The sequence below is a fragment of the Pseudomonas gingeri genome (genome assembly GCF_013386165.1).
In the GTDB taxonomy this organism is placed as follows: Bacteria; Pseudomonadota; Gammaproteobacteria; order Pseudomonadales; family Pseudomonadaceae; genus Aquipseudomonas; species Aquipseudomonas gingeri_C.
On sequence record NZ_JACAOS010000003.1, the window covers coordinates 102,767 to 123,964 of the forward strand.

Annotated in this window: 16 protein-coding genes; 9 read left to right on the forward strand and 7 right to left on the reverse strand. The window is 63.0% G+C overall.

Annotated elements, in window-relative coordinates; genetic code table 11:
• Positions 1–8 precede the first annotated feature (8 nt).
• Together HX866_RS05085 and HX866_RS05090 are read left to right on the forward strand one after the other, a co-directional pair.
• Complete coding sequence (locus HX866_RS05085; RefSeq protein ID WP_177138355.1) at positions 9–1,577, forward strand: sugar ABC transporter ATP-binding protein; 1,569 nt, start codon at positions 9–11, stop codon at positions 1,575–1,577.
• Positions 1,578–1,643: 66 nt separating this feature from the next.
• Positions 1,644–2,669: an ABC transporter permease gene (locus tag HX866_RS05090; protein ID WP_177138357.1), complete on the forward strand. Its 1,026-nt coding sequence runs from the start codon at positions 1,644–1,646 to the stop codon at positions 2,667–2,669.
• 74 nt (positions 2,670–2,743) lie between these two features.
• On the opposite strand, the gene HX866_RS05095 is transcribed toward HX866_RS05090, so the two are convergent.
• On the reverse strand, positions 2,744–3,766 hold the full coding sequence (locus HX866_RS05095) for a glycosyltransferase family 9 protein (RefSeq protein WP_177091538.1): 1,023 nt from the start codon (positions 3,764–3,766) through the stop codon (positions 2,744–2,746).
• A gap of 236 nt (positions 3,767–4,002) precedes the next feature.
• Here HX866_RS05095 and HX866_RS35020 point away from each other — a divergent pair, with 236 nt between their 5' ends.
• A complete protein-coding gene (locus HX866_RS35020; protein WP_177091540.1) occupies positions 4,003–5,625 on the forward strand; it encodes a methyl-accepting chemotaxis protein in 1,623 nt (540 codons plus the stop codon).
• A 67-nt stretch (positions 5,626–5,692) separates the two neighbouring features.
• Here the strand turns inward: HX866_RS35020 and HX866_RS05105 are convergent, their stop codons facing one another.
• Positions 5,693–6,502, reverse strand: a complete 810-nt coding sequence (locus HX866_RS05105; protein WP_177091542.1) for a DUF1460 domain-containing protein — start codon at positions 6,500–6,502, stop codon at positions 5,693–5,695.
• Positions 6,503–6,730: 228 nt separating this feature from the next.
• Here HX866_RS05105 and HX866_RS05110 point away from each other — a divergent pair, with 228 nt between their 5' ends.
• A complete protein-coding gene (locus HX866_RS05110; RefSeq protein ID WP_100941607.1) occupies positions 6,731–6,946 on the forward strand; it encodes a TOBE domain-containing protein in 216 nt (71 codons plus the stop codon).
• 124 nt (positions 6,947–7,070) lie between these two features.
• On the opposite strand, the gene HX866_RS05115 is transcribed toward HX866_RS05110, so the two are convergent.
• Together HX866_RS05115 and HX866_RS05120 are read right to left on the reverse strand one after the other, a co-directional pair.
• The gene (locus HX866_RS05115) at positions 7,071–8,429 is read right to left on the reverse strand and encodes a sensor histidine kinase (protein ID WP_177100759.1); all 1,359 of its coding nucleotides are present in this window, start codon (positions 8,427–8,429) and stop codon (positions 7,071–7,073) included.
• A complete protein-coding gene (locus tag HX866_RS05120; protein ID WP_177091546.1) occupies positions 8,407–9,096 on the reverse strand; it encodes a response regulator transcription factor in 690 nt (229 codons plus the stop codon). Before HX866_RS05120 ends, HX866_RS05115 begins: the two co-directional genes overlap by 23 nt.
• Before the next feature lie 171 nt (positions 9,097–9,267).
• Between HX866_RS05120 and HX866_RS05125 the strand changes: the two genes are divergently transcribed.
• The 5 genes from HX866_RS05125 (at position 9,268) to HX866_RS05145 (ending at position 16,221) form a co-directional block, all read left to right on the forward strand.
• On the forward strand, positions 9,268–9,960 hold the full coding sequence (locus tag HX866_RS05125; protein ID WP_177100763.1) for a response regulator transcription factor: 693 nt from the start codon (positions 9,268–9,270) through the stop codon (positions 9,958–9,960).
• 122 nt (positions 9,961–10,082) lie between these two features.
• Positions 10,083–11,525 carry an efflux transporter outer membrane subunit gene (locus HX866_RS05130; protein WP_177138359.1) on the forward strand — a complete coding sequence of 481 codons (1,443 nt, stop codon included), beginning with the start codon at positions 10,083–10,085 and terminating at the stop codon, positions 11,523–11,525.
• Positions 11,522–12,727, forward strand: coding sequence for an efflux RND transporter periplasmic adaptor subunit (locus tag HX866_RS05135; RefSeq protein ID WP_177091552.1), 1,206 nt, complete (start codon positions 11,522–11,524; stop codon positions 12,725–12,727). The genes HX866_RS05130 and HX866_RS05135 overlap by 4 nt, the downstream gene beginning before the upstream one ends.
• On the forward strand, positions 12,724–15,843 hold the full coding sequence (locus HX866_RS05140) for an efflux RND transporter permease subunit (RefSeq protein WP_177138360.1): 3,120 nt from the start codon (positions 12,724–12,726) through the stop codon (positions 15,841–15,843). The genes HX866_RS05135 and HX866_RS05140 overlap by 4 nt, the downstream gene beginning before the upstream one ends.
• Before the next feature lie 168 nt (positions 15,844–16,011).
• A complete protein-coding gene (locus HX866_RS05145; RefSeq protein ID WP_177091556.1) occupies positions 16,012–16,221 on the forward strand; it encodes a hypothetical protein in 210 nt (69 codons plus the stop codon).
• 236 nt (positions 16,222–16,457) lie between these two features.
• Here HX866_RS05145 and HX866_RS05150 read toward each other — a convergent pair whose 3' ends face one another.
• From HX866_RS05150 to HX866_RS05160, 3 genes are all read right to left on the reverse strand, one after another.
• Entirely contained in the window at positions 16,458–17,615 is a 1,158-nt protein-coding gene (locus HX866_RS05150; protein ID WP_177100770.1) for a MalY/PatB family protein, read from the reverse strand.
• Between the two features lie 96 nt (positions 17,616–17,711).
• Complete coding sequence (locus HX866_RS05155; protein WP_177138362.1) at positions 17,712–19,292, reverse strand: sensor domain-containing diguanylate cyclase; 1,581 nt, start codon at positions 19,290–19,292, stop codon at positions 17,712–17,714.
• Positions 19,293–19,566: 274 nt separating this feature from the next.
• Positions 19,567–21,192 carry an NADP-dependent glyceraldehyde-3-phosphate dehydrogenase gene (locus tag HX866_RS05160; RefSeq protein ID WP_177091562.1) on the reverse strand — a complete coding sequence of 542 codons (1,626 nt, stop codon included), beginning with the start codon at positions 21,190–21,192 and terminating at the stop codon, positions 19,567–19,569.
• Positions 21,193–21,198 lie beyond the last annotated feature (6 nt).

Consider the following 21,198-nt stretch of genomic DNA (forward strand, 5'->3'; position numbering starts at 1 on the left):
ACCTGATCATGTTCGCTTCAGCGACTGCTTCGAGCAACCCGCTGGTGGGTATCCAGCCCACTGCCCTACCTGTCGATGAGCCGTACCTGCTGGAGGTTGTCAACGTCAGCAAGGGTTTCCCCGGGGTCGTGGCGTTGTCCAATGTCCAACTGCGGGTCCGCCCGGGATCGGTGCTGGCCCTGATGGGCGAGAACGGTGCCGGCAAATCCACCCTGATGAAAATCGTCGCCGGTATCTACCAGCCGGATGCCGGCGAGCTGCGTCTGCGTGGCAAGCCGGTGGTCTTCGACACGCCGTTGGCGGCCTTGCAGTCCGGGATCGCGATGATCCACCAGGAACTCAACCTGATGCCGCACATGAGCGTCGCCGAGAACATCTGGATCGGCCGCGAGCAGCTCAACGGCTTCCACATGATCGATCACCGGGAAATGCACCGCTGCACGGCAAAACTGCTGGAGCGGCTGCGCATTGACCTCGACCCGGAGGAACAGGTCGGCAACCTGAGCATCGCCGAACGGCAGATGGTCGAGATCGCCAAGGCGGTGTCCTACGACTCCGACATCCTGATCATGGATGAGCCGACCTCGGCCATCACCGACAAGGAGGTCGCCCATCTGTTCTCGATCATTGCCGACCTCAAGTCCCAGGGGAAGGGGATCATCTACATCACCCACAAAATGAACGAAGTGTTTGCCATCGCCGACGAAGTGGCGGTGTTCCGTGACGGCGCCTACATCGGCCTGCAACGGGCTGACAGCATGGACGGCGACAGCCTGATCTCGATGATGGTCGGGCGCGAGCTGAGCCAGTTGTTCCCGGTGCGTGAAAAGCCCATCGGCGACCTGCTGCTGTCGGTGCGCGACCTGCGCCTGGACGGCATCTTCAAGGGCGTTTCATTCGACCTGCATGCCGGCGAGATCCTCGGCATCGCCGGCTTGATGGGCTCGGGAAGGACCAATGTCGCCGAAACGATTTTCGGCATCACCCCGAGCGATGGCGGGGAAATCCGCCTCGATGGCCAGCCGGTGCGGATCAGTGACCCGCACCTGGCCATCGAGAAGGGTTTTGCGCTGCTGACCGAAGACCGCAAGCTCAGTGGCCTGTTCCCGTGCCTCTCGGTCATGGAAAACATGGAGATGGCCGTGCTGCCGCACTACGTCGGCGGCAACGGTTTTATCCAGCAGAAGGCCTTGCGTGCCCTCTGTGAAGAGATGTGCAAGAAGCTGCGGGTGAAAACCCCGTCCCTGGAGCAGTGCATCGACACCTTGTCCGGTGGCAACCAGCAAAAGGCCTTGCTCGCCCGTTGGTTGATGACCAACCCGCGCATCCTGATTCTCGACGAGCCAACCCGTGGCATCGATGTCGGCGCCAAGGCCGAGATCTATCGGCTGATCGCCTACCTCGCCAGCGAGGGCATGGCGGTGATCATGATTTCCTCGGAGCTGCCGGAAGTGCTGGGCATGAGCGACCGGGTGATGGTCATGCACGAGGGCGACCTGATGGGCACCCTTGACCGCAATGAGGCGACCCAGGAGCGGGTCATGCAGTTGGCCTCCGGGATGACCGCGGTTCACTAGTTGTTCAACGAACAGAGGCCGGTGGCGGTGGTCCGCGCCGGTAACGCGATAGAAGGGTGAGTGGTTATGAACGTGATACTGGAAAACAAACCTGCAACGGTGGCGGTCAAGAAGAGTCGCCGGCGCCTTCCCACCGAATTGAGCATCTTCCTGGTGCTGATCGGCATCGGTCTGGTTTTTGAAGTGTTCGGCTGGATCGTGCGCGACCAGAGTTTCCTGATGAACTCCCAGCGGCTGGTGCTGATGATCCTGCAGGTGTCGATCATCGGCTTGCTGGCGATCGGCGTCACCCAGGTCATTATCACCACCGGTATCGACCTGTCGTCGGGCTCGGTGCTGGCGCTTTCGGCGATGATCGCCGCGAGCCTGGCGCAAACCTCGGACTTCGCCCGGGCGGTGTTTCCGTCGCTGACCGACCTGCCGGTGTGGATTCCGGTGATTGTCGGGCTCGGGGTGGGGCTGCTGGCGGGAGCGATCAATGGCAGCATCATTGCCCTGACCGGTATTCCGCCCTTCATTGCGACCCTGGGCATGATGGTTTCGGCCCGTGGCCTGGCGCGCTACTACACCGAAGGCCAGCCGGTGAGCATGCTTTCGGATTCCTATACGGCCATCGGCCACGGCGCGATGCCGGTGATCATTTTCCTGGTGGTGGCGGTGATCTTCCACATTGCCCTGCGCTACACCAAGTATGGCAAGTACACCTATGCCATCGGCGGCAACATGCAGGCGGCGCGCACCTCGGGGATCAACGTCAAGCGTCATCTGGTGATCGTCTATAGCATCGCCGGGCTCTTGTCGGGCTTGGCCGGGGTGGTCGCTTCGGCGCGGGCGGCCACCGGGCAGGCGGGCATGGGCATGTCCTACGAACTGGACGCGATTGCCGCTGCGGTGATCGGTGGTACCAGCCTGGCGGGTGGGGTAGGGCGTATTACCGGTACGGTGATTGGCGCGCTGATCCTCGGGGTCATGGCCAGCGGCTTCACCTTTGTCGGTGTCGACGCCTACATCCAGGACATCATCAAGGGCCTGATCATCGTGATCGCGGTGGTCATCGACCAATACCGCAACAAGCGCAAGCTCAAGCGCTGAGTTCGCTGTAAACCACAAGGGCCTTTTCAGGCCCTTGTTGTGTTCTGGGTGTCAGGTTTTTCTAGTCGCGAGCTTCAGACCCTTGCCGGGGTGATGGGCGCTGAATCCCGTTGGGTTACCGCAGCAGACGGATATTGCCTGATGGCCTGATAAACCTCATCCACCGAAATATTGTCCATTCCGTCTTTTTTGATAATGGTGTGATGGGCGTGCAGGGGATAAGGCCCGGTATGCGCCGGATCGGTTTTCCCGCAGAGCAAGACCATGGGCAGGTCCATCGCACAGGCGACGTGCATGGGGCCGGTATCGCCGGTCAGGAGCAAGTCACAACGTTTGAACACGGCCGCCAGTTGGCCGACATTGGTTTTGCCGATGAGATTCACAATGTGCGGGTGAGCCGTCAACGCGTCGGCGGCAAAGGCTTCACTGGGCGAGCCGGTGAGCACGATATAGGCCGATGGATGCTGTTGCACCAGGCGCTGTATCAGATGATCGAAACGCTTGAAAGACCAGCTGCGGGTATCTTTTGTCATCAAGGATGGGAACAGCCTGGACAGGAAGTTCCGGCCTTTTTTCGAAATCTGATGACAGCCCATGTGCAGGGCAAGAACGAAAGGCGCGGGGGCAGCGGGGATTTTTTTCAGCAGCTCATCGGCCTGTGACACATCCTCTGCGGTCACATTCAGTTCATAAGGCCCCAATGGATCTTGAACCGCCTGCGGCAGGTGTTGGAGCACAAAACGATAAAAGTCTTCCGAGTAATGAAACGCCCCGGCATAGCGCGGCAGCATCAAAACCTTTGGAATGTCTTTCAAGTAGGTGGCGGTATTCTTGATGTTCTGCAAAGGCAGGATCACGTCATACCCTGCGGCCAATTGCTCAATCGGCTGATCGCCTTCGCGATAGAGTGCATTGATGCACGAATTTCGCGACAGCAGTTCATGGGCCAGCTCTGACAAGGTAACGGCATCTATTTGAGCATTGGGTTTGGCCAGACGCAGTGCGCGGATACCAGGCGTAGCAAACAAGGTGTCGCCCAGGCGGTGCGGAGCAACCAATAGAATTTTTTCTGCGGCCTGTAGCGGACTGGTTGTCATGCAATGGATCCGATTCGGGTTTCGAGGGCGACGGTTCGCGGGGTGACAGACTATCGTAAAAGGGTGACGTTTTTCCAATTGACGGGTCTTCCCGTCGGTTTTCCCGGTTTTGAACGCCCAGCCACCATGGGGCGCTGAAGAAAACTGTGAGCAGGCCGATAGCTTTTGGCCAGGATCGCTTGCGATACTGCTGTGGCCCGCTGTCTTTCGTCCCCGTTCAATGCGAGATCCCGCCCATGTTGTTGAGAAATATTCGGATTGCACCCCGAGCGTTCATCGGTTTTGCCGCCATCGCCTTGCTCAGTGTGTTCCTGGGGCTGTTCGCGTTGAAGCAGATCCGCGATGTCCAGGCCCAGGCCGCCGATATCCAGAACAACTGGTTGCAGCGGGTGCGGGTGCTGGCGTCGGCGAATGCTTCGCTGGACCGTTATCGCCTGGGCTCCATGGCCCACATCCTTTCCTCCAGCGCGGCGGACATGAAGGTCTACGAGGACAAATCGGCCGGGCGCCTGCAGAGCGTGCATGAGCAGATGTCGATTTACGCGGGCTTGCTGACCAACGGCGACGACAAAGGCCGGCTGGACGCCTTCAACCGCAGCCTGGAGGCCTACTCGAAGAATCACCTCGAGTTGCTCAGGGTCTCGCGACTGGGGGACAAGGCTGCCGCCAATACCTACCTGTCGACTATCCGCGAATCCTACGAGCAGATGACCAAGAACCTCGACGACCTGATCGAGCGTGCGAACCAGGGCGCGGAGCAGGCCGGCAAACAGTCGGCCAGCACCTATGACGGCGCGGTGGCGGGCATCGGCCTGGTGATTCTGCTGGTGGGCGTCGGCACCGTGCTGGTGGCCTGGTTGCTGACCCGCAGTATTACCGTACCGATCATCGAGGCGGTGCAGGTTGCGGAAACCATCGCCAAGGGTGATCTGACGCAACCGATCAACCCGGCTGGGAATGACGAGGCCAGTCGTTTGCTCGCGGCCCTGGCGGTGATGCAGGGCAGCTTGCTCACCACCCTCAAGCAGATCACCCATTCGTCGACCCAACTGGCGTCGGCGGCCGAAGAGTTGAACGCGGTGACGGCCGAGGGCAGCCGCGACCTGCAACAGCAGCATGGTGAAATCGAACAGGCCGCCACCGCGGTGACCGAGATGACCAGCGCCATTGAAGAAGTGGCCCGCAATGCCTCGTCGACTTCGGACCTTTCCCAGGAGTCGCGGACCATTGCGCTGAAAGGGCAGCAGCGGATGATCGAAGCGGTGGCGGCGATTGCCGCGCTGACTCGTGGCGTCGAGGTCAGCTCCGAGCAGATCGGCGGTCTGGCGGCGCAGGCGCAGGGTATCGGCAAAGTGCTGGATGTGATTCGCACCATCGCCGAGCAGACCAACCTGCTGGCACTCAATGCCGCCATCGAAGCCGCGCGCGCCGGTGAAGCCGGTCGTGGTTTTGCGGTGGTTGCGGATGAAGTGCGGGCCCTGGCCCACCGCACTGCGCAGTCGACCCGGGAAATCGAAGAGATGATCGGCAGCATCCAGGCCGGCACCACCGGCGCCGTGAGCAGCATGCACAACAGCAGCAACATGACCCGCCAGACCCTCGAACTCGCCGAAGCGGCCAAGACCGCGCTGGCGGAAATCGTCGAGGCGAATGACGAGATCAATAACCGCAACCTGGTCATCACCACAGCCGCCGACGAGCAGGCCCATGTCGCCCGCTCGGTGGATCGCAACCTGCTGAATATCCGTGAGTTGTCGATCCAGTCTTCCGAAGGCTCGCACCAGACCACCGTCGCGTCGCAGTCCCTGGCCCACCTGGCCACCGAACTGAACACCCTGGTCAAGCACTTCCAGATCTAGCGACGCGAGCCGTACCTGGGGGCCTCGGTCCGAGCCCCCGGTTATACCGCTGCAAGGCTGACGCCTATCAGATCGCCCTGAGGACCACGATGCCCGGGGTCTTCTTGACGTAGTCCATGAACGGCGAATCCACCACTTTGTGGTTGGCTTCACGGGCGGAGGCGTTGCGCAGTACCGGACCCTTGTCGGTCATGATGAAGATGCCGGTGTGGGTCACATCCAGCCCTTCGGCCGGGGTGTAGATGCCGATGTAGTCACCGGTTTTCAGGCGGCTGACCACCGCGTCGTCGATCCACTCGCTGGGGATATAGGTGATGGCGCGCTCGACCGTGCCCACCGACGGGATCAGCGTAGCGCCTGTGCCGTCCCCTTGGGCGTTGAGGATCTTGGTGACGGTGGTGGCCCTGGGGCTGGCCTGGGTCGTCACGTCCCGGGCATTGAGCGGCTGGGTGTGGGCCCAGTCAGTGAAGAAGTGCTTGCGCTCGGCGTAGCTGACCTTGCCCTCTGCGTAGCGCGTGCGCACCAGGTTTTCGACGAAGCGCGGCAGGTTGTCGGATTTGCGCAGGGCCTCGACGTAATCCAGGTAGGTAAAGCAATCCAGGCCACGGAAGTCGATCACCAACTGTTCCGGGGCGGTCGCGGAGCCGACCAGCATGTGCGCCACATAGGGCGTGCCGAGGAAGTTGGCGGAGATGTTCTTGATCCGCTCGCCTTGCTCATGGCCGGCATGCTTGAGGACCCGGGTTTCGATGAACTCGATCTTGTGGCGTGTGTAGTCGTCCAGCTTGACCGGGTCGCCTGGGTACTGCCGGGTGGTGAAACCACTCAGCGCCAGCATCAGGGGCAAGCCCGATACCAACGCGATAACCTTCTTCATTGGCGCTCCGCAAGGGCGAGGGGGCCTTTATCGGCAACCGCGCTGGGTGATCGATTTTACATCACTGTCGCGATGACTCAATGAAACCTGACGGATCACTCCTTTATATATCTAAATCGAATAAAATCATGATTATTAATTCCTTTTATAAGTCGTGACGCTGGCGCATTTTAGCCTCCTGCACTTGCATTGGCAGGTGCACCTCCCACCACGAAAGGAAACAACCCCATGACGATCAAAGCGATCAACGTTCGTAACCAGTTCCGCGGCGTCATCAAGGAAATCCTCATTGGCGAGGTGCTGTCCGAGATTGATGTGCAAACCGCGTCGGGCATTGTCACCTCGGTGATTACCACCCGTTCGGTGCGCGACCTCGAGTTGGCGGTAGGCAGTGAAGTGATTGCCTTCGTCAAATCCACCGAAGTCTCGATCGCCAAGCTCTGACAAGGTGGACGACCGGAGCCACTCCCTTGTAGGAGCAGTCGGTCGACGCTCGATTGCTCGCGATGACGATGGTGAGGCGGGTATCGCTATCGCGAGCAAGCTCGCTCCTACAGGGTGGGGCAGTTCAGGTACTGGCGATCAACTCGATCCGGCAACCCGGCCGCGCATCCTGCACCTCAAGGCGCATGTCATGCAGTCGGGCCACCGCGGCCACCATGCTCAACCCCAGGCCATTGCCCGCCGTATGCCGGCTTGACTCGGAACGGTACAGTCGGCGGAACACCGCCTCGCGCTCGGCCTCGGGAATCCCCGGACCATTATCGACCACGCACAATCCGCGTCTGTCCGGGGCATCCAGCACCGCCACCTGCACCCGGCTGTGGTCGGGGGAAAACTTGATGGCGTTGTCCAGCAGATTGCAGGTGGCATCGAACAGCAACTGCGCATCGCCGAAGATCAGGCAGGGCGTCGGCGCGCTGAGCAGGGTCAACTCGATACCCCGCTCCTCGGCCAGCGGCTCGAAGAATTCGGCGGCGTCGTCGGCGATGCGGTTCAGGTCGACTTCGGCAAAGCTGCTGCGTCGGGCACTGGCCTCGATCTCGGAAATCCGCAGCAGCGCACGGAAGGTCGACAGCAAACCCTGGGCGTCCTCGATGGCGTTGTCGATGGCCGCCTGGTATTCCTCCTCGCGCAGGTGCCGGCGCTGGGCCCGCTCCAGGCCCGCGAGCAAGCGGGTGAGGGGCGTGCGCAAGTCGTGGGCGATGTCGTCGCAGACGCCCTTGACCTCGCTCATCAGCCGTTCCAGCTCGTCGAGCATCTGGTTGACCACCGTGGCGATACGATCGATATCGTCGCGGTTGCCACGGGTCGGCAGGCGTTCGTTGAGGTCGCCCTTGACGATGCGCTCGATGGACCGGGTCAGCACATCCAGCCGGCGTCTTGCCGCGTAGCCCAGGCCGACCGCCCCGAGCAACCCGACCACCAGCAGCAGCGAGCCGCCGGAGATCATTGCGTTGACCAGCAACTCGTCGAACTCGCTGAGGTCATGGATATCCTGGGCGACCATCAGGGTCTGGCCATTGTCCAGCCGATGCATGATGAAGCGGATCGGCCGACGGTTTTTTCCCGGCTGCTTCCAGGAGAATTCGGCGGGTTTGTCATAGCCCTTGAAGGCCGGCATGTACCTGACCGCCCCGGCAATCAGCTGGCCCTGGGCGTCGTAGAGACCATGGGGCAGGCGTCCCTCGATATCCAGTTCGGAATGCTTGCGCAGTTCCGCCAGGCGCAGGTCTTCGGGCTGCACACTGCGGTTGTCGATTTGCCGGTAGAGGGCCGTATCGACCTCGGCCATCAGGTAACCGGCAGTCTGCCAATAGAGGTAGCCGAACAGCGCGAGGAACGAACAACTGAACAGCGCCAGGGACATCAGCGCCGTGCGGAAGCTGATGGTACGGGGGATTTCACGCAGGTGAACGGAGAACATAGCCGGCCCCGCGAATGGTATGGATCATCGGTTCCTCGCCGTCGCCATCGACCTTGCGACGCAAGCGGCCCATGTGCACTTCGATGACATTGGTGCGTTCGTCATAGGCGTAGTTCCACACGGCTTCGAACAACATGGTCCGTGTCACCACCTGTTCGGCGTGCTGCACCAGGTATTCGAGCAGCGCGTATTCCCGTGGCAGCAATTCGACAGGACGCTCGCCACGCTTGACGCTGCGCCTGAGCAGGTCAAGCTCCAGGTTGCCGACGCGCAGGCGGTTGACCCGCTCCTCGCTGGGGGCGATTCGACGCCGGCTCAGGGCATCGAGGCGGGCGGTCAGTTCGATGAACTCGAAGGGCTTGGTCAGGTAGTCGTCGCCCCCGGCCCGCAGGCCGCGAACCCGCTCGTCCAAGGCGCTGAGGGCACTGAGGATCAGCACCGGCGTGGCGATGCCCGAGGCGCGCAGCGCGGTGAGCATGCCCAGGCCGTCGAGGGCACCGGGCAGCATGCGGTCGAGCACGATAACGTCGTAGTGGTCGCTGATGGCGCGCACCAGACCTTCGCGACCGTTATCGACGCGGGTGACGTCGAAACCGTGGTCTTGCAGGGCGGCTTCGATCTCCCTGGCAGTGGCGGGGTCGTCCTCGACGACCAGAACATGGGTCATGGGCACTTCGCAGAATGAGAGAGGGTGGTAGTCTTGCACAGCACCGCAGGCACTGGGCTTGCCAGCGAGTCGGGGTCGGTTTGTCGACCGGCATAGTGTGCCAAACCGGGTTTATCTGAAAGGTCGCGTCAATATGAAAAAAAGTTTAGCTGAGTCACCACGGAGCCGGTCTTGAGAATTCTGGTCATCGAGGATGACGCCCGGGCGGCCAGCTACCTGGTGCGCGGGCTCAATGAAAGCGGGCATGTCGCCGATACCGTCGACGATGGTCGCAGCGGCCTGAACATGGCCCTGGAAGGGATCTACGACGCTTTGATCGTCGACCGCAAGCTGCCAGGGCTGGACGGTATCGCGCTGGTCCAGGAACTGCGGCGCCAGGGCCTGCGTATTCCGGTGTTGATGCTCAGCGCCCTGGACTCCACCACCCAGCGGGTCGAAGGCTTGCGCGCCGGGTGTGACGACTACCTGGCCAAGCCCTATGCCTTCGTCGAGGTGCTCGCCCGGTTGGAGGCCTTGCAGCGTGGTCGTGATCCGGTGGTCGGGTTGTCACGCACCTTGCGGGTCGGCAACCTGCAACTGGACTGCGCCGCGCGCACCGCCACCCGGGGAGGGCAGGTCATCGCCCTGCAGCAACGCGAGTCGCTGATCCTGGAAAAGCTCATGCGTCACTGCGATGAGGTGGTGACCCGCGCCATGTTGCTGGAAAGCGCCTGGGACTATGATTTCGACCCTATCGACAACGTGATCGATAAACACATCTATCGGTTGCGCCGCAAACTCGATGCCGGCTTCAGCCAGTCGTTGATCCAGACGGTGCCGGGGGTGGGTTACCGCTTGATCCAGGACGGCGAAGATCCGGCGTAAGGTAAAGATGAATTTACCTAAACTAAAATTTAGCTTTGGAGGAACGGGACGCGGGCCTCTGCCTGATAGCTTCGGAATCTGATCGATGGCTCTGCCACACAGGTTCTGGAGATACCCCGTAGATGCTGCCCACGCCGAGATTCAAGGCTTTTCATCCACCCCATGCCCCAAGCCGATTGTTCCGCGCCTTGGCCCTTGCCGGCCTGACGCTGCTGGACGGTTGCTCGCTGGTGCCGGGCTACCAGCAGCCGGCCTTGCCGCTGGCTCCGCAGTGGTCGGCCAAGGCCCCGTCCGCCACTGCGGCCGACGCGGTGGGCGGTCCCTGGTGGCGTGAGTTCCACAGCAGCGAACTCGATGGCCTGATTGCCCGTGGCCTGAACGACAACTACAGCCTCAAGGCCGCCGTCAGCCGGGTCGATCAGGCCCGGGCCATCGCCCAGGTGGCCGGTGCCGGGCAATACCCCAACCTGTCCCTGGGCGGCAGTTATCAGCGCCAGAACAACTACGGCAGCACGAAAAAATCCAGCGTCTTCGCCGAGGCCACTTATGAAGTGGACTTCTGGGGCAAGCAGCGCGCCACGGCCGACTCGTCCCAGGCCCTGGCCAATGCCAGCCAGTTCGATGCCCAGACCCTGCGCATGACCCTCGGCGCGAGCATCGCCGACACCTATTTCCAGGTGCTCTCGCTGCAAGACCGTGTGCGCCTGGCCCAGTCCATCGCCGCCGACGCCAGCCAGGTCCTCGATCTGGTGCAGGTACAGGCGAGCCAGGGCGCGGTGTCGAGCCTGGAAGTCGAACAGCAGCGCAATGCCCAGCAAACCTTCCAGGCCGCGGTGCCACTGTTGCAACAGCAACTCGACGCGGCCAAGTATCAACTGGCAACGCTGGTGGGCGTGCCGCCCGAAGGCTTCGAGCTCCGGCAAACCGGGCTTGACGCGCTCCAGGTGCCACAACCCAAGGTCGGCCTGCCCGTCGGCCTGGTGCGCCAGCGCCCGGATATCCAGGCCGCCGAGGCTCGCCTGGTTTCAGCCAACTACGACGTCGGCGTGGCCCGCGCGGCCTTTCTGCCCAACCTGTCCCTGGACCTGCTGGGCGGTATCGACACTTTGGCCGGCGGGCATATCTGGAGCATCGTTGGTGGCCTGACCCAGCCGGTGTTCAACGGCGGCCAACTGACCGGGCAATTGCATGCCGACCAGGCCCATGTGCAGGAACTGACCGCCAGCTATCGCGCCTCGATCATCGAGGCCTTGCGCGATGTGGAAACCCAGCTCAGCGCCGCCCGGCAACTGGACCAGGCCTATGCCCTGGACCAGGCCGCCGTCGACTCGGCCCGCGAGGCCGCGCGCCTGGCCCAGGTCCGCTACCGGCTCGGCTCCACCGATTTCCAGACGCTGCTGGTGGTCGAGCGCACCCAGTACCAGGCCGAAGACAGCCTGTTGCAGGTGCGCCTCCAGCATTTACAGGCCTCTGTCGGCCTGTTCCGCGCCATTGGTGGCGATTTCAGCGTGCCGACCCTGGCCGCCGTCACACCTTCTTCTCTTTCTCAGGTCGTTCAGCCATGAAGCATGTACCCCAGGCGCCATCCCAACCCCGTCGTCTGCGCCTCGGCCTGCTGGTCGTGGCCATGCTCGGCGCTTCGCTGTTGATCAAGACCCAGTGGATCGATCGGGCCCAGGCTGCGCCGGTCGTACCTGTCGACAGCGCCATCCCGGTGGTGATGCAGGCGGCCGGGCAAAAGGACCTGCCGATCTGGATCGACGCCATCGGCAATGTCCAGCCCCTCAACACCGTCAATGTGCGGGTGCGGGTCGACGGCGAACTGCAGAAAGTCCTCTTCACCGAAGGCCAGATGGTCAACGCCGGGAGCCAGTTGGCGCAGATTGATCCGCGGGTCTACCAGGCCCAGATGGCCCAGGCCCAGGCGTTGGTCAGCAAGGACCAGGCGCAGCTGGCCAACCTGCGGGTCAACCTCGACCGGGCCAGCAAGCTGGCGGCGGCCAAGGCCGGGCCGACCCAGGACGTCGACACCTACCGGGCGCAGTTGGCGGCGCAGCAAGCCACGGTCCAGGCCGACCAGGCGGCGCTGGAGAATGCCCGCCTGCAGCTGGCCTTCACCCGGATCGATGCGCCATTCACCGGGCGTACCGGGCAACGTTTGCTGGACGTCGGTTCGATTGTCCACGGTGCCGACGCCACCGGTTTGGTGACCCTGACGCAGATGGACCCGATCTCGGTGGCCTTTGCGGTGTCCCAGGACGATCTGGCACGGATCCTCAAGGAAAACGCCGTGGCACCCTTGCAGGTGCTCGCCATGAGTCGCGACGGCCAGCAACAGTTGGCGAGCGGTTCCCTGAGCTTTATCGACAGCCAGGTGATCGCCGCCAGCGGCCAGATCCAGCTCAAGGCGCAGTTCCACAATGCCGGCCAACAACTCTGGCCCGGTCAACTGGTGGGCGCGCGTCTGCTGGTGAACACCCAGAAGGCCGCTACCGTGGTGCCGGCCAACGCCGTGCAGCAAGGGCAGAAGGGCGATTTCGTCTATGTGGTCAATGCCGAGCAACGGGTCGAGCCCCGGCAGGTCACGGCGGCGACGGTGGTCGACGGCCAACAGTGGATCAAGGACGGCCTGGCGCCGGGTGAAGTGGTGGTGGTCCAGGGCCAGTCGCGGATTGCGCCAGGGCTCAAGGTCAAGCCGGTGGGCCTGGAGTCGGGCGCGGCGGCCCCTGAACTGGCGTCGACCGGCAGCGCCGGAGGCAAGCCATGAGCCTGCTCGCCGGTCTGATCCAGCGCCGCACCGGCCTGTGCCTGCTGGCCCTGGGGGTGCTGCTGCTGGGCACTGTCGCCTATTTCCAACTGCCGGTGGCGCCGTTGCCGACGGTGGACTTTCCCACCATCCAGGTCACCGCCAAGCTCTCCGGGGCCAGCGCCGAAACCATGGCGACCTCGGTGGCGACGCCCCTGGAACGGGCCTTCGCCGCCGTGCCGCAAGTCACCTCGATGACCTCTTCGAGTTCCTCGGGCAAGACCCAGATCGTCCTGCAGTTCGACTTGTCGCGTAACATCGACGGCGCGGCCGAGGACGTGCAGACGGCGATCAACACCGCCAGCGCCACCTTGCCGAAAACCATGACCAGCACGCCGACCTTCAACAAGGTCAACCCGGCGGAGTTCACCGTGCTGTCACTGGCCCTGACCTCGCCGACACGACCCTTGCCGGAACTCGACCGCTACGCCGACAACTACCTGGCCCAGCGCCTGTCGCAGATGTCCGGCGTCGGCCTGGTGGATTTCCATGGCGAGCAGAAGCCGGCGGTGCGTATCCAGATCGATCCGGATGCCCTGGCGGCCCGCGGCCTGACCCTGGAAGAAGTGCGCAGCATCGTCGGTCTCAGCACCCTCGATCAGCCCAAGGGCAACCTCAACGGTCAGTACCGCTCGGTGACCCTCGATGCCTCCGACCAGTTGCTTGACCCCAAGGGTTATCGCGATCAGGTGGTGGCCTACAAGGCCGGGGTGCCGATCAAACTCGGCGACCTCGGCCGGGTCATCGATGGCGCCGAGGACACCCAGCAGGCCGCCGGTATCGACGGCCAGCCAACGGTGATCGTCGACATTCACAAGCAGCCGGGCTTCAACGTGCTGTCGACCATCGCCAACATCCGGGCCAGCCTGCCGACCCTGACCGCGTCCTTGCCACGGGACGTGCAGGTCCAGGTGGTCGGCGACCGCACCCAGACCATCACTGCCTCGGTCAACGACGTGCAGTTCACCTTGCTGCTGTCCATCGCCCTGGTGGTCGTGGTGATCTTCGTGTTCCTGCGCAAGGCCACCGCGACCCTGATCCCGACCCTGACCATCCCGCTGTCGCTGGTGGCGACCTTTGCGGTGATGTACCTGCTGGGTTACAGCCTGGACAACCTGTCGATCATGGGCCTGGCGATCGCCGTCGGCTTCGTCGTCGACGACGCCATCGTGGTCATGGAAAACATTGTCCGGCACCTGGAAATGGGCAAGTCGCGGATCCAGGCGGCGGTGGACGGTTTGCGCGAAGTGGGTTTCACCATCGTCTCGATGACCGTGTCGCTGATCGCGGTGTTCCTGCCGATCCTGTTGATGGGCGGTATCGTCGGGCGGCTGATGCGCGAGTTCGCGGTGACGGTCAGCGTGGCGATCCTGATGTCCGGGGTGGTCTCCCTGACCGTGACGCCGATGCTCTGCGCCTGGCTGCTCAAACCGGAACACGACTCGCGCCCGAGCCGTTTCGGTGATGCCTGCGAGGCGGTCTACAACCGGATTCACGAAAGCTACCGACGCAGCCTGGAATGGGTGCTCGATCACCAGCGCCTGACCCTGGCGGTCGCGGTGGCGACCTTCGTCGCCACGGCCATGCTCTACCTGTACATCCCCAAGGGCTTTTTCCCGCAGCAGGACACCGGCCTGATTCAGGGCGTCGCCGAAGCCGCCTCGGACATCTCGCCGCAAGCCATGCGTCAGCGGGTCGCGCTGCTGGCCGATATCGTCAGCGCCGACCCGGCGGTGGCCAAGGCGTATTACTGGATCGGCCCCAACCCGACGGTCAGCCAGGGCCGGGTAATGGTCAACCTCAAACCGTTCGACCAGCGCAGTGTCAGCGCCCAGCAGGTGATTGCGCGCTTGCAGCCGGCCCTGAACAAGGTCCAGGGCATCAAGCTGTTCCTGCAAGCCAACCAGGACATCCAGATCGGTGGTCGGACCAGCAAGACCCAGTACCAGTACACCTTGCAGGACCCGGACAGCCAGGAACTGGACCACTGGAGCGGACTGTTGCTCGACCGTCTCAAGCAGTTGCCGCAGTTGCGTAACGTGACCTCCGACCAGCAGCGCGCCGCACCCCAGGCGACCCTGGTGATCGACCGACCCTCGGCGGCGCGTCTGGGAGTCAATGTGCAGGCGATCGACGATGTGCTCTATGACGCCTTCGGCCAGCGCCAGATCGCGACCATGTTCACCCAACTGGACCAGAACCACGTCATTCTTGAACTCGATCCGCGCTGGCAGATGTCCATCGACACCCTCAAGCACCTGTACGTGCGTTCGACCAGCGGGGGCATGGTGCCGCTGGACATGCTGGCGAGTATTCGCAACGAACTGGCGCCGATCATCATCAACCATCAGGGCGTGTTCCCGGCCATTACCCTGTCGTTCGACCTGGCCCCCGGCCAGGCCCTGAGCGACGCGGTCAACGCCCTCGAGAAGGCGTCGCTGGCGGTGGGCCTGCCGGACACCGTGTCGGGGAGTTTCCAGGGCACGGCCCAGGCGTTCAAGGACTCGCTCAAGTCGCAGCCGTGGTTGATCCTGGCGGCGATCCTGACGGTCTACATCGTTCTCGGCGTGCTGTATGAAAACGCCATCCATCCGCTGACGATCATTTCCACCTTGCCGTCGGCCGGCTTTGGCGCCTTGCTGGCGTTGATCATCTGCGGGCAGGACCTGTCGGTACTGGGGATGATCGGCATCATCCTGCTGATCGGCATCGTCAAGAAGAACGCGATCATGATCGTCGACTTCACCCTGGAGGCCGAGCGTGCGGGCATGGCGCCGAGGGACGCGGTGCATGAGGCCTGCCTGCTGCGCTTGCGGCCGATCCTGATGACGTCGTTGGCGGCATTGCTCGGGGCTGTACCGTTGGCGTTCGGCCATGGCGCCGGTTCGGAATTGCGTCAGCCCCTGGGGATCGCCATTGTCGGCGGGCTGGCGGTGTCGCAGTTGCTGACGCTTTACACCACGCCGGTGGTCTACCTGTGGTTCGACCGGTTGCGCGGACAAAAAAAGACCCGCAACGAAGGCGAGTCGAATGGGATTGAAACGAGGAGTGAGCCAATCCTAGGCGTGCAGAAGTGAAATCCGCGTGAAAGCCCGGGCAGGAAAATAAAAAATTCGTGACCGGGCGGTCATTCGTCGGAACCTCGCACCAGAGCCTGCGCTTCGTGTCGGGTCGACTACGCTCAATGTTTTTGAGGCCTGTGGGTGTTGCCGGCAGGCATCGATTTTGTTGAGAAGGAGATGGCTATGAAGGAAGCGTACATTTACGACAACGGGGACGAGTTTCCCATCAACAATCGCCTGCGTTGCGGCCAGACGGCGTATGTCGCGGAGTTTGGCGGGGAGCCTCCGCTCGAAGCGTCTGCGGCGAAGGCGGTGAAGCCGGCGCCGACGCTGTTGGTCAAGCAGCCGTACTTTCCCAAGGCGGCGAAACCGCGTTTGAAAAAGCACGCTTGAGCCCCTGAAGCAACACGGTCCTTGTAGGAGCTGGCTTGCCGGCGATGAGGCCCTTGGGTCTGGCGCTGTCCTTGCTGACGCCATCGCCAGCAAGCCGGCTCCTACAGGACCGCGTCTCACCACAAAAGTATCGTGCTGCCCCGGTCCCCTGTAGGAGCGAGCTTGCTCGCGATGGGGCCCTTGAGCCCGCGAGCAATCGAGCGTCGACCGGCGCGCCTACAGATGACGTGGCGTGTTCAATCGCCCAACCGTCGACGCAGGCTCTGCTCCATCCGGCTGATGCCTTCCTCCAGCAACGCCCGCGGGCAACCAAAGTTCAAGCGCACGAACTGCTGCGCGTCATCGCCAAACTCGATCCCCGCGCTCAACCCCACCTTGGCCTCTTCGAGGAAAAACTGGTACGGGTCCGCCAACCCCAACGCGCTGCAATCCAGCCAGGCCAAATAGGTGCCTTGGGCCGGGTGCAGGACCACGCCCGGCAGCCGGGTTTGCACCGCGTGTTGCAGGTAGTCGCGGTTGGCCTGCAGGTACTCCACCAGACCCTTGAGCCACGCCTCGCACTCGGTGTAGGCGGTGCAGGTAGCCGTCAGCCCCAAGGCATTGACGCTGTCGACCATCCCTCCACGGGCAGCATTGAAATGCTCGCGCAGCGCCGGGTCCTGGACGATGGCATAGGCGGTCTTCAACCCGGCAATGTTATAGGCCTTGCTCGCCGACATCAGGGTGATGGTGCGCTGGGCGATCTCCGCGCTCAGGGAGGCGATCGGCACATGGCGACGGCCGTCGAAGCAAAGGTCGGCGTGGATTTCGTCACTGATGATCAGCGCGCCCTGTTCCAGGCAGATATCCGCCACCTGCTGCAATTCTTCCCGTGGAAAGACCTTGCCCAGCGGGTTGTGCGGGTTGCTCAACAACAGCGCTCCGCCACCTTGCAAGGCCGCGTGCAGGGCGGCGAACGGGGTGACATAGTCGCCCTGGGCATCACGCTCGAACGCCAGTTCGACTTTCGGCAGGTTCCAGTGGCCTGGCGCCAGACGCAGCGGGCGATAGTTCGGCGTCTGCACCACGACATTCTGGCCCGGCTGGACAAAGGCGCGCAGGGCCATGTTGAAGCCCGGTTCGACTCCCGGCAGGAACACCAGCTCCTGGGGCTGCACGCGCCAGGCGTACTTGGCCCAGAGGTCAGCGACGATGGCCTGGCGCAGGGCGTCCTGGGCCACGCTGTAACCCAGTTGCGGATGCTCCAGACGCTGGTGCAGGGCCTCGGTGATGGCGCTTGCGACCGGCAGATCCATATCGGCCACCCACATGGGCAGGACGTCGTCGGGGTAGCGGCTCCACTTGGTGCTGCCGGTGTTGCGACGGTCGATCAGGGTGTCGAAATTGAAGGTCATGCTGGCGGTAAATCTCGAAAGAAATCCCCGAAATCGTCGGGTGTTCGTGGTCTGGGACGGCGGTCCGATGCGTGTCGCCAGAGAGGGGGCGCCAGTCTAGCTGTTCGGCACATCCGGCGGGGTCGTTTCATCGCTGCGCACCACCCGGTTGCGCCCGCCATCCTTGGCTCGGTAGAGGGCCTGATCCGCCTCCTGGAGGACCTGGACCACGGTCTGCCCGCCCTGGGGCCAACTGGCGACACCCAGTGAGATGGTCACCGGAATGCCGTTCGGGCTTTCGGTATAGGCCATCGCCGTGCGCAAACGCTCGGCCACCAGCGCCGCCTGGGTGATTGGCGTGTTGGGCAGCAGCATCAGGAACTCTTCGCCACCCTGGCGGCAGAGCACGTCGCTTTCCCGGGAGTGCCGACGGATCTGCTGGGCCAGGTGTTGCAGCACCAGGTCGCCGGCGCTGTGGCCGTAGCTGTCGTTGACCTGCTTGAAGTGATCGATGTCCAGGGCGATCAGCGAGAACGGCTGACGGTGGCTTTCCCAGTCGTCGAGGATCAGTTGCAGGCCGCGCCGGTTGGTCAGGCTGGTCAGCGGGTCGGTGACGCTTTCCTGGTTGAGCCGGCCCAGTTGCTGGTGCAGCGACATCAGGGCCTTCTGCATGGTGTTCTTCAACTGGGCGGCCTCGTAATACCAGGCCCTGACCTTGCTCACCGACTGGGCGGCGGTGGAGGCGCCCCAATACTGGGTGGAGTTGGCCAACTGCCAGAGCGGTTTGCTGATCAGCGTCGAAATCCACCAGATGCCCAGCAGCGACAGCAGCAACAGCGGCACCGCGTAACCGGCGACTTCCAGCATCAGGCGTTGCAGGCCCTCCAGGGTGATGGCGGTGGGTCGCTGGCTGATCACGCCCCAGCCGATCCGCGGCACCGGTGCATAGCCGGTGAGCATGTCGACGCCCTTGGAGTTTTTCAGTCTCATGCTACCGGTCTCGCCGGCGATCACCGCGTCGATGGCCGCGTTGCCCTTGATCACATCGCCGACCCGTGCCGGGTCCTGGTGATAGATCAACTGACCCTGGGGGTCGACCACATAGAGGTAAGAGCCGTCACGGTAATACTGCTCGCCCAGCAGTGAGTGCAGGATGTTCGGTTCGTTGAGGTAGATACCGGCGCCCAGATAACCCAGGTAATTGCCGTCGCCGTCGAAGACCGGATGAGAGATCTGGATCATCAGGTGATTGTTGGCCCCGATGTAGGGGCTTGAAATATAGGGTTGGCGGGCCATGCTGGCCTGGCGAAAGCCTTCGCTTTTGGAAAAGCTGCCGGTCAGGTTCATCGAGGTTTGCGTCGAGGCGATGATCTTGCCATCCGCGCGGATGACGATCACCGAGTTGAAGCTGCTGGTCTGGCGACGCAGTCGGTGCGCCTCCTGCCACAGCTGGTCCGGCTGGTCCCAGATCGCCGGCAACAGCTCGGCGCTGAAGGCCAGCTGCTGCTGGGTCGACTTGAGGAAGTTGTTGGTGGTGTTGGCCAGCTTCACGGCATAGATCCGATTGGCTTCCAGGGTCTGTTCCATCAGGAAGTTGCGCTGAGTCTGGTAGCTGGCAAAGAAAAGGTTGCCGGGCGTCAGGGTGACGACGGAAAGCGACAGCAACAGGATCAATCGGCGGAGGTCGATGCGTGGCATGGATTTCTTATGAGAGTAATGGCGGGCCCGGGCAGCCTGAGGAGCAATGATAGATCAGAGTGCCCGGCAGCCCTAGCCCAGGCATGAAAAACCCGTGCCACTCGCCCCCTGTAGATACCGTCTTGCCCGCCAACGTGCAACTGCAACCGACGCGGTCCCTGTAGGCGCCGGCTTGCTGGCGATCCAGGCGACGCGGCCTGACAGGACACCGCGTCGCTACTATCGCCAGCAAGCCGGCTCCTACAGTCCGGACTGCGCCGCCACGCGGATGGCCTCAGAAGATGTAATCGGTGGTCAGGAACGTCGACTCGCGGTTACGGATGATCTCGCTGATCAGCGCCTTGTTGCTGTCCTGGAACTTGGTGGCCACCAGGGTGCGGATCGAGAATACCCGCAGCGCATCGTGCACCGAGAGTGTGCCTTCGGCCGAATTCTTGCGCCCGTTGAACGGGTAGGTGTCCGGGCCGCGCTGGCACTGGGCATTGATATTGATCCGCCCGACCTGGTTGGCGAAGGTGTCGACCAGATGGCCGACCTGGGCGGGGTCGGTGCCGAAAATACTCAACTGCTGGCCGAAGTCGGACTCGAGCACGTAGTCGATCACGGTTTCCAGATCACGGTAGGGCACGATGGGCACCACCGGGCCGAACTGCTCTTCCTGGTACACACGCATGCTGGCATTCACCGGGTACAGCACCGCCGGGTAGAAGAACGAGGCGCGGGTCTGGCCGCCGTTGGCGTTGATCACCGCCGCGCCCTTGCCCTGGGCATCGGCCACCAGGGCCTTGAGGTAGTCGATCTTGCCGGCTTCCGGCAGGGGCGTCAGCGACACGCCGTTGTCCCAGGGCATACCCGGCACCAGGCTTTGCACCTTGCGGTTGAATTTCTCGATAAAACCTTCGACCACGTCTTCATGAACGAAGAGGATCTTCAACGCCGTGCAGCGCTGACCGTTGAAGGACAACGAACCGGTGACGCACTCGTTGACCGCGTTGTCCAGGTCGACCTCGGGCAGCACGATGGCCGGATTTTTCGCATCCAGGCCCAGGGCGGCGCGTAGGCGGTGTGGCTTGGGATGGAGTTTCTTCAGGTCGCTGGCGGCCTTGTTGGTGCCGATAAAGGCGAAGATATCGATCTTGCCGCTGGCCATCAGCGCGCTGACGGTTTCTCGACCGCTGCCATAGATCACGTTGATCACCCCGGCCGGGAAGCTGTCGCGGAAGGCTTCCAGCAGTGGACGGATCAGCAGCACGCCCAGCTTGGCGGGCTTGAACACCACGGTGTTGCCCATGATCAGGGCCGGGATCAGGGTGGTGAAGGTTTCGTTCAGCGGGTAGTTATAGGGCCCCATGCACAGCGCCACGCCCATGGGGACGCGGCGGATCTGGCCGAGGGTGTCCTGCTCCAGTTCGAAGCGGCTGGAGCGGCGGTCGAGCTCCTTCAAGGCATTGATGGTGTCGACGATGTAGTCGCAGGTGCGGTCGAATTCCTTCTCGGAGTCCTTGAGGTTCTTGCCGATCTCCCACATCAGCAACTTGACCACGGCCTCGCGCTGCTCGCGCATGCGACGCAGGAAGGCTTCGACATGCTGGATGCGCTCGGCCACGCGCATTGTCGGCCATTCGCCCTGGCCACGGTCATAGGCGCGAACTGCCGCGTCGAGGGCGGTGAGGGCGGTCTCGGCATCCAGCAGCGGGGTGCTGCCGAGGATCACTTGCTCATCGCCGCCTGCGGTGGCGAGGTACACCGGACTGCGGACCTGGGCCAACGGGCCGTCCCAGGTGCGCAGTGTGCCGTTGACCAGGTATTCGCGTTGTTCCAGCTGGCCTTCGAAGCGATATTTTTCCGGGATGTCCGCGGCGGCGGGAAACAGTGAGTCGAGCAGCTTCTGGTCGGTCATGGGGCG

Bases quoted from the DNA above. Each gene is read 5' to 3' on its own strand.
- HX866_RS05085 (WP_177138355.1), top strand. From the start codon at position 9: ATGTTCGCTTCAGCGACTGCTTCGAGCAACCCGCTGGTGGGTATCCAG.
- HX866_RS05090 (WP_177138357.1), top strand. From the start codon at position 1,644: ATGAACGTGATACTGGAAAACAAACCTGCAACGGTGGCGGTCAAGAAG.
- HX866_RS05095 (WP_177091538.1), bottom strand. From the start codon at position 3,766: ATGACAACCAGTCCGCTACAGGCCGCAGAAAAAATTCTATTGGTTGCT.
- HX866_RS35020 (WP_177091540.1), top strand. From the start codon at position 4,003: ATGTTGTTGAGAAATATTCGGATTGCACCCCGAGCGTTCATCGGTTTT.
- HX866_RS05105 (WP_177091542.1), bottom strand. From the start codon at position 6,502: ATGAAGAAGGTTATCGCGTTGGTATCGGGCTTGCCCCTGATGCTGGCG.
- HX866_RS05110 (WP_100941607.1), top strand. From the start codon at position 6,731: ATGACGATCAAAGCGATCAACGTTCGTAACCAGTTCCGCGGCGTCATC.
- HX866_RS05115 (WP_177100759.1), bottom strand. From the start codon at position 8,429: ATGTTCTCCGTTCACCTGCGTGAAATCCCCCGTACCATCAGCTTCCGC.
- HX866_RS05120 (WP_177091546.1), bottom strand. From the start codon at position 9,096: ATGACCCATGTTCTGGTCGTCGAGGACGACCCCGCCACTGCCAGGGAG.
- HX866_RS05130 (WP_177138359.1), top strand. From the start codon at position 10,083: ATGCTGCCCACGCCGAGATTCAAGGCTTTTCATCCACCCCATGCCCCA.
- HX866_RS05135 (WP_177091552.1), top strand. From the start codon at position 11,522: ATGAAGCATGTACCCCAGGCGCCATCCCAACCCCGTCGTCTGCGCCTC.
- HX866_RS05140 (WP_177138360.1), top strand. From the start codon at position 12,724: ATGAGCCTGCTCGCCGGTCTGATCCAGCGCCGCACCGGCCTGTGCCTG.
- HX866_RS05145 (WP_177091556.1), top strand. From the start codon at position 16,012: ATGAAGGAAGCGTACATTTACGACAACGGGGACGAGTTTCCCATCAAC.
- HX866_RS05150 (WP_177100770.1), bottom strand. From the start codon at position 17,615: ATGACCTTCAATTTCGACACCCTGATCGACCGTCGCAACACCGGCAGC.
- HX866_RS05155 (WP_177138362.1), bottom strand. From the start codon at position 19,292: ATGCCACGCATCGACCTCCGCCGATTGATCCTGTTGCTGTCGCTTTCC.
- HX866_RS05160 (WP_177091562.1), bottom strand. From the start codon at position 21,192: ATGACCGACCAGAAGCTGCTCGACTCACTGTTTCCCGCCGCCGCGGAC.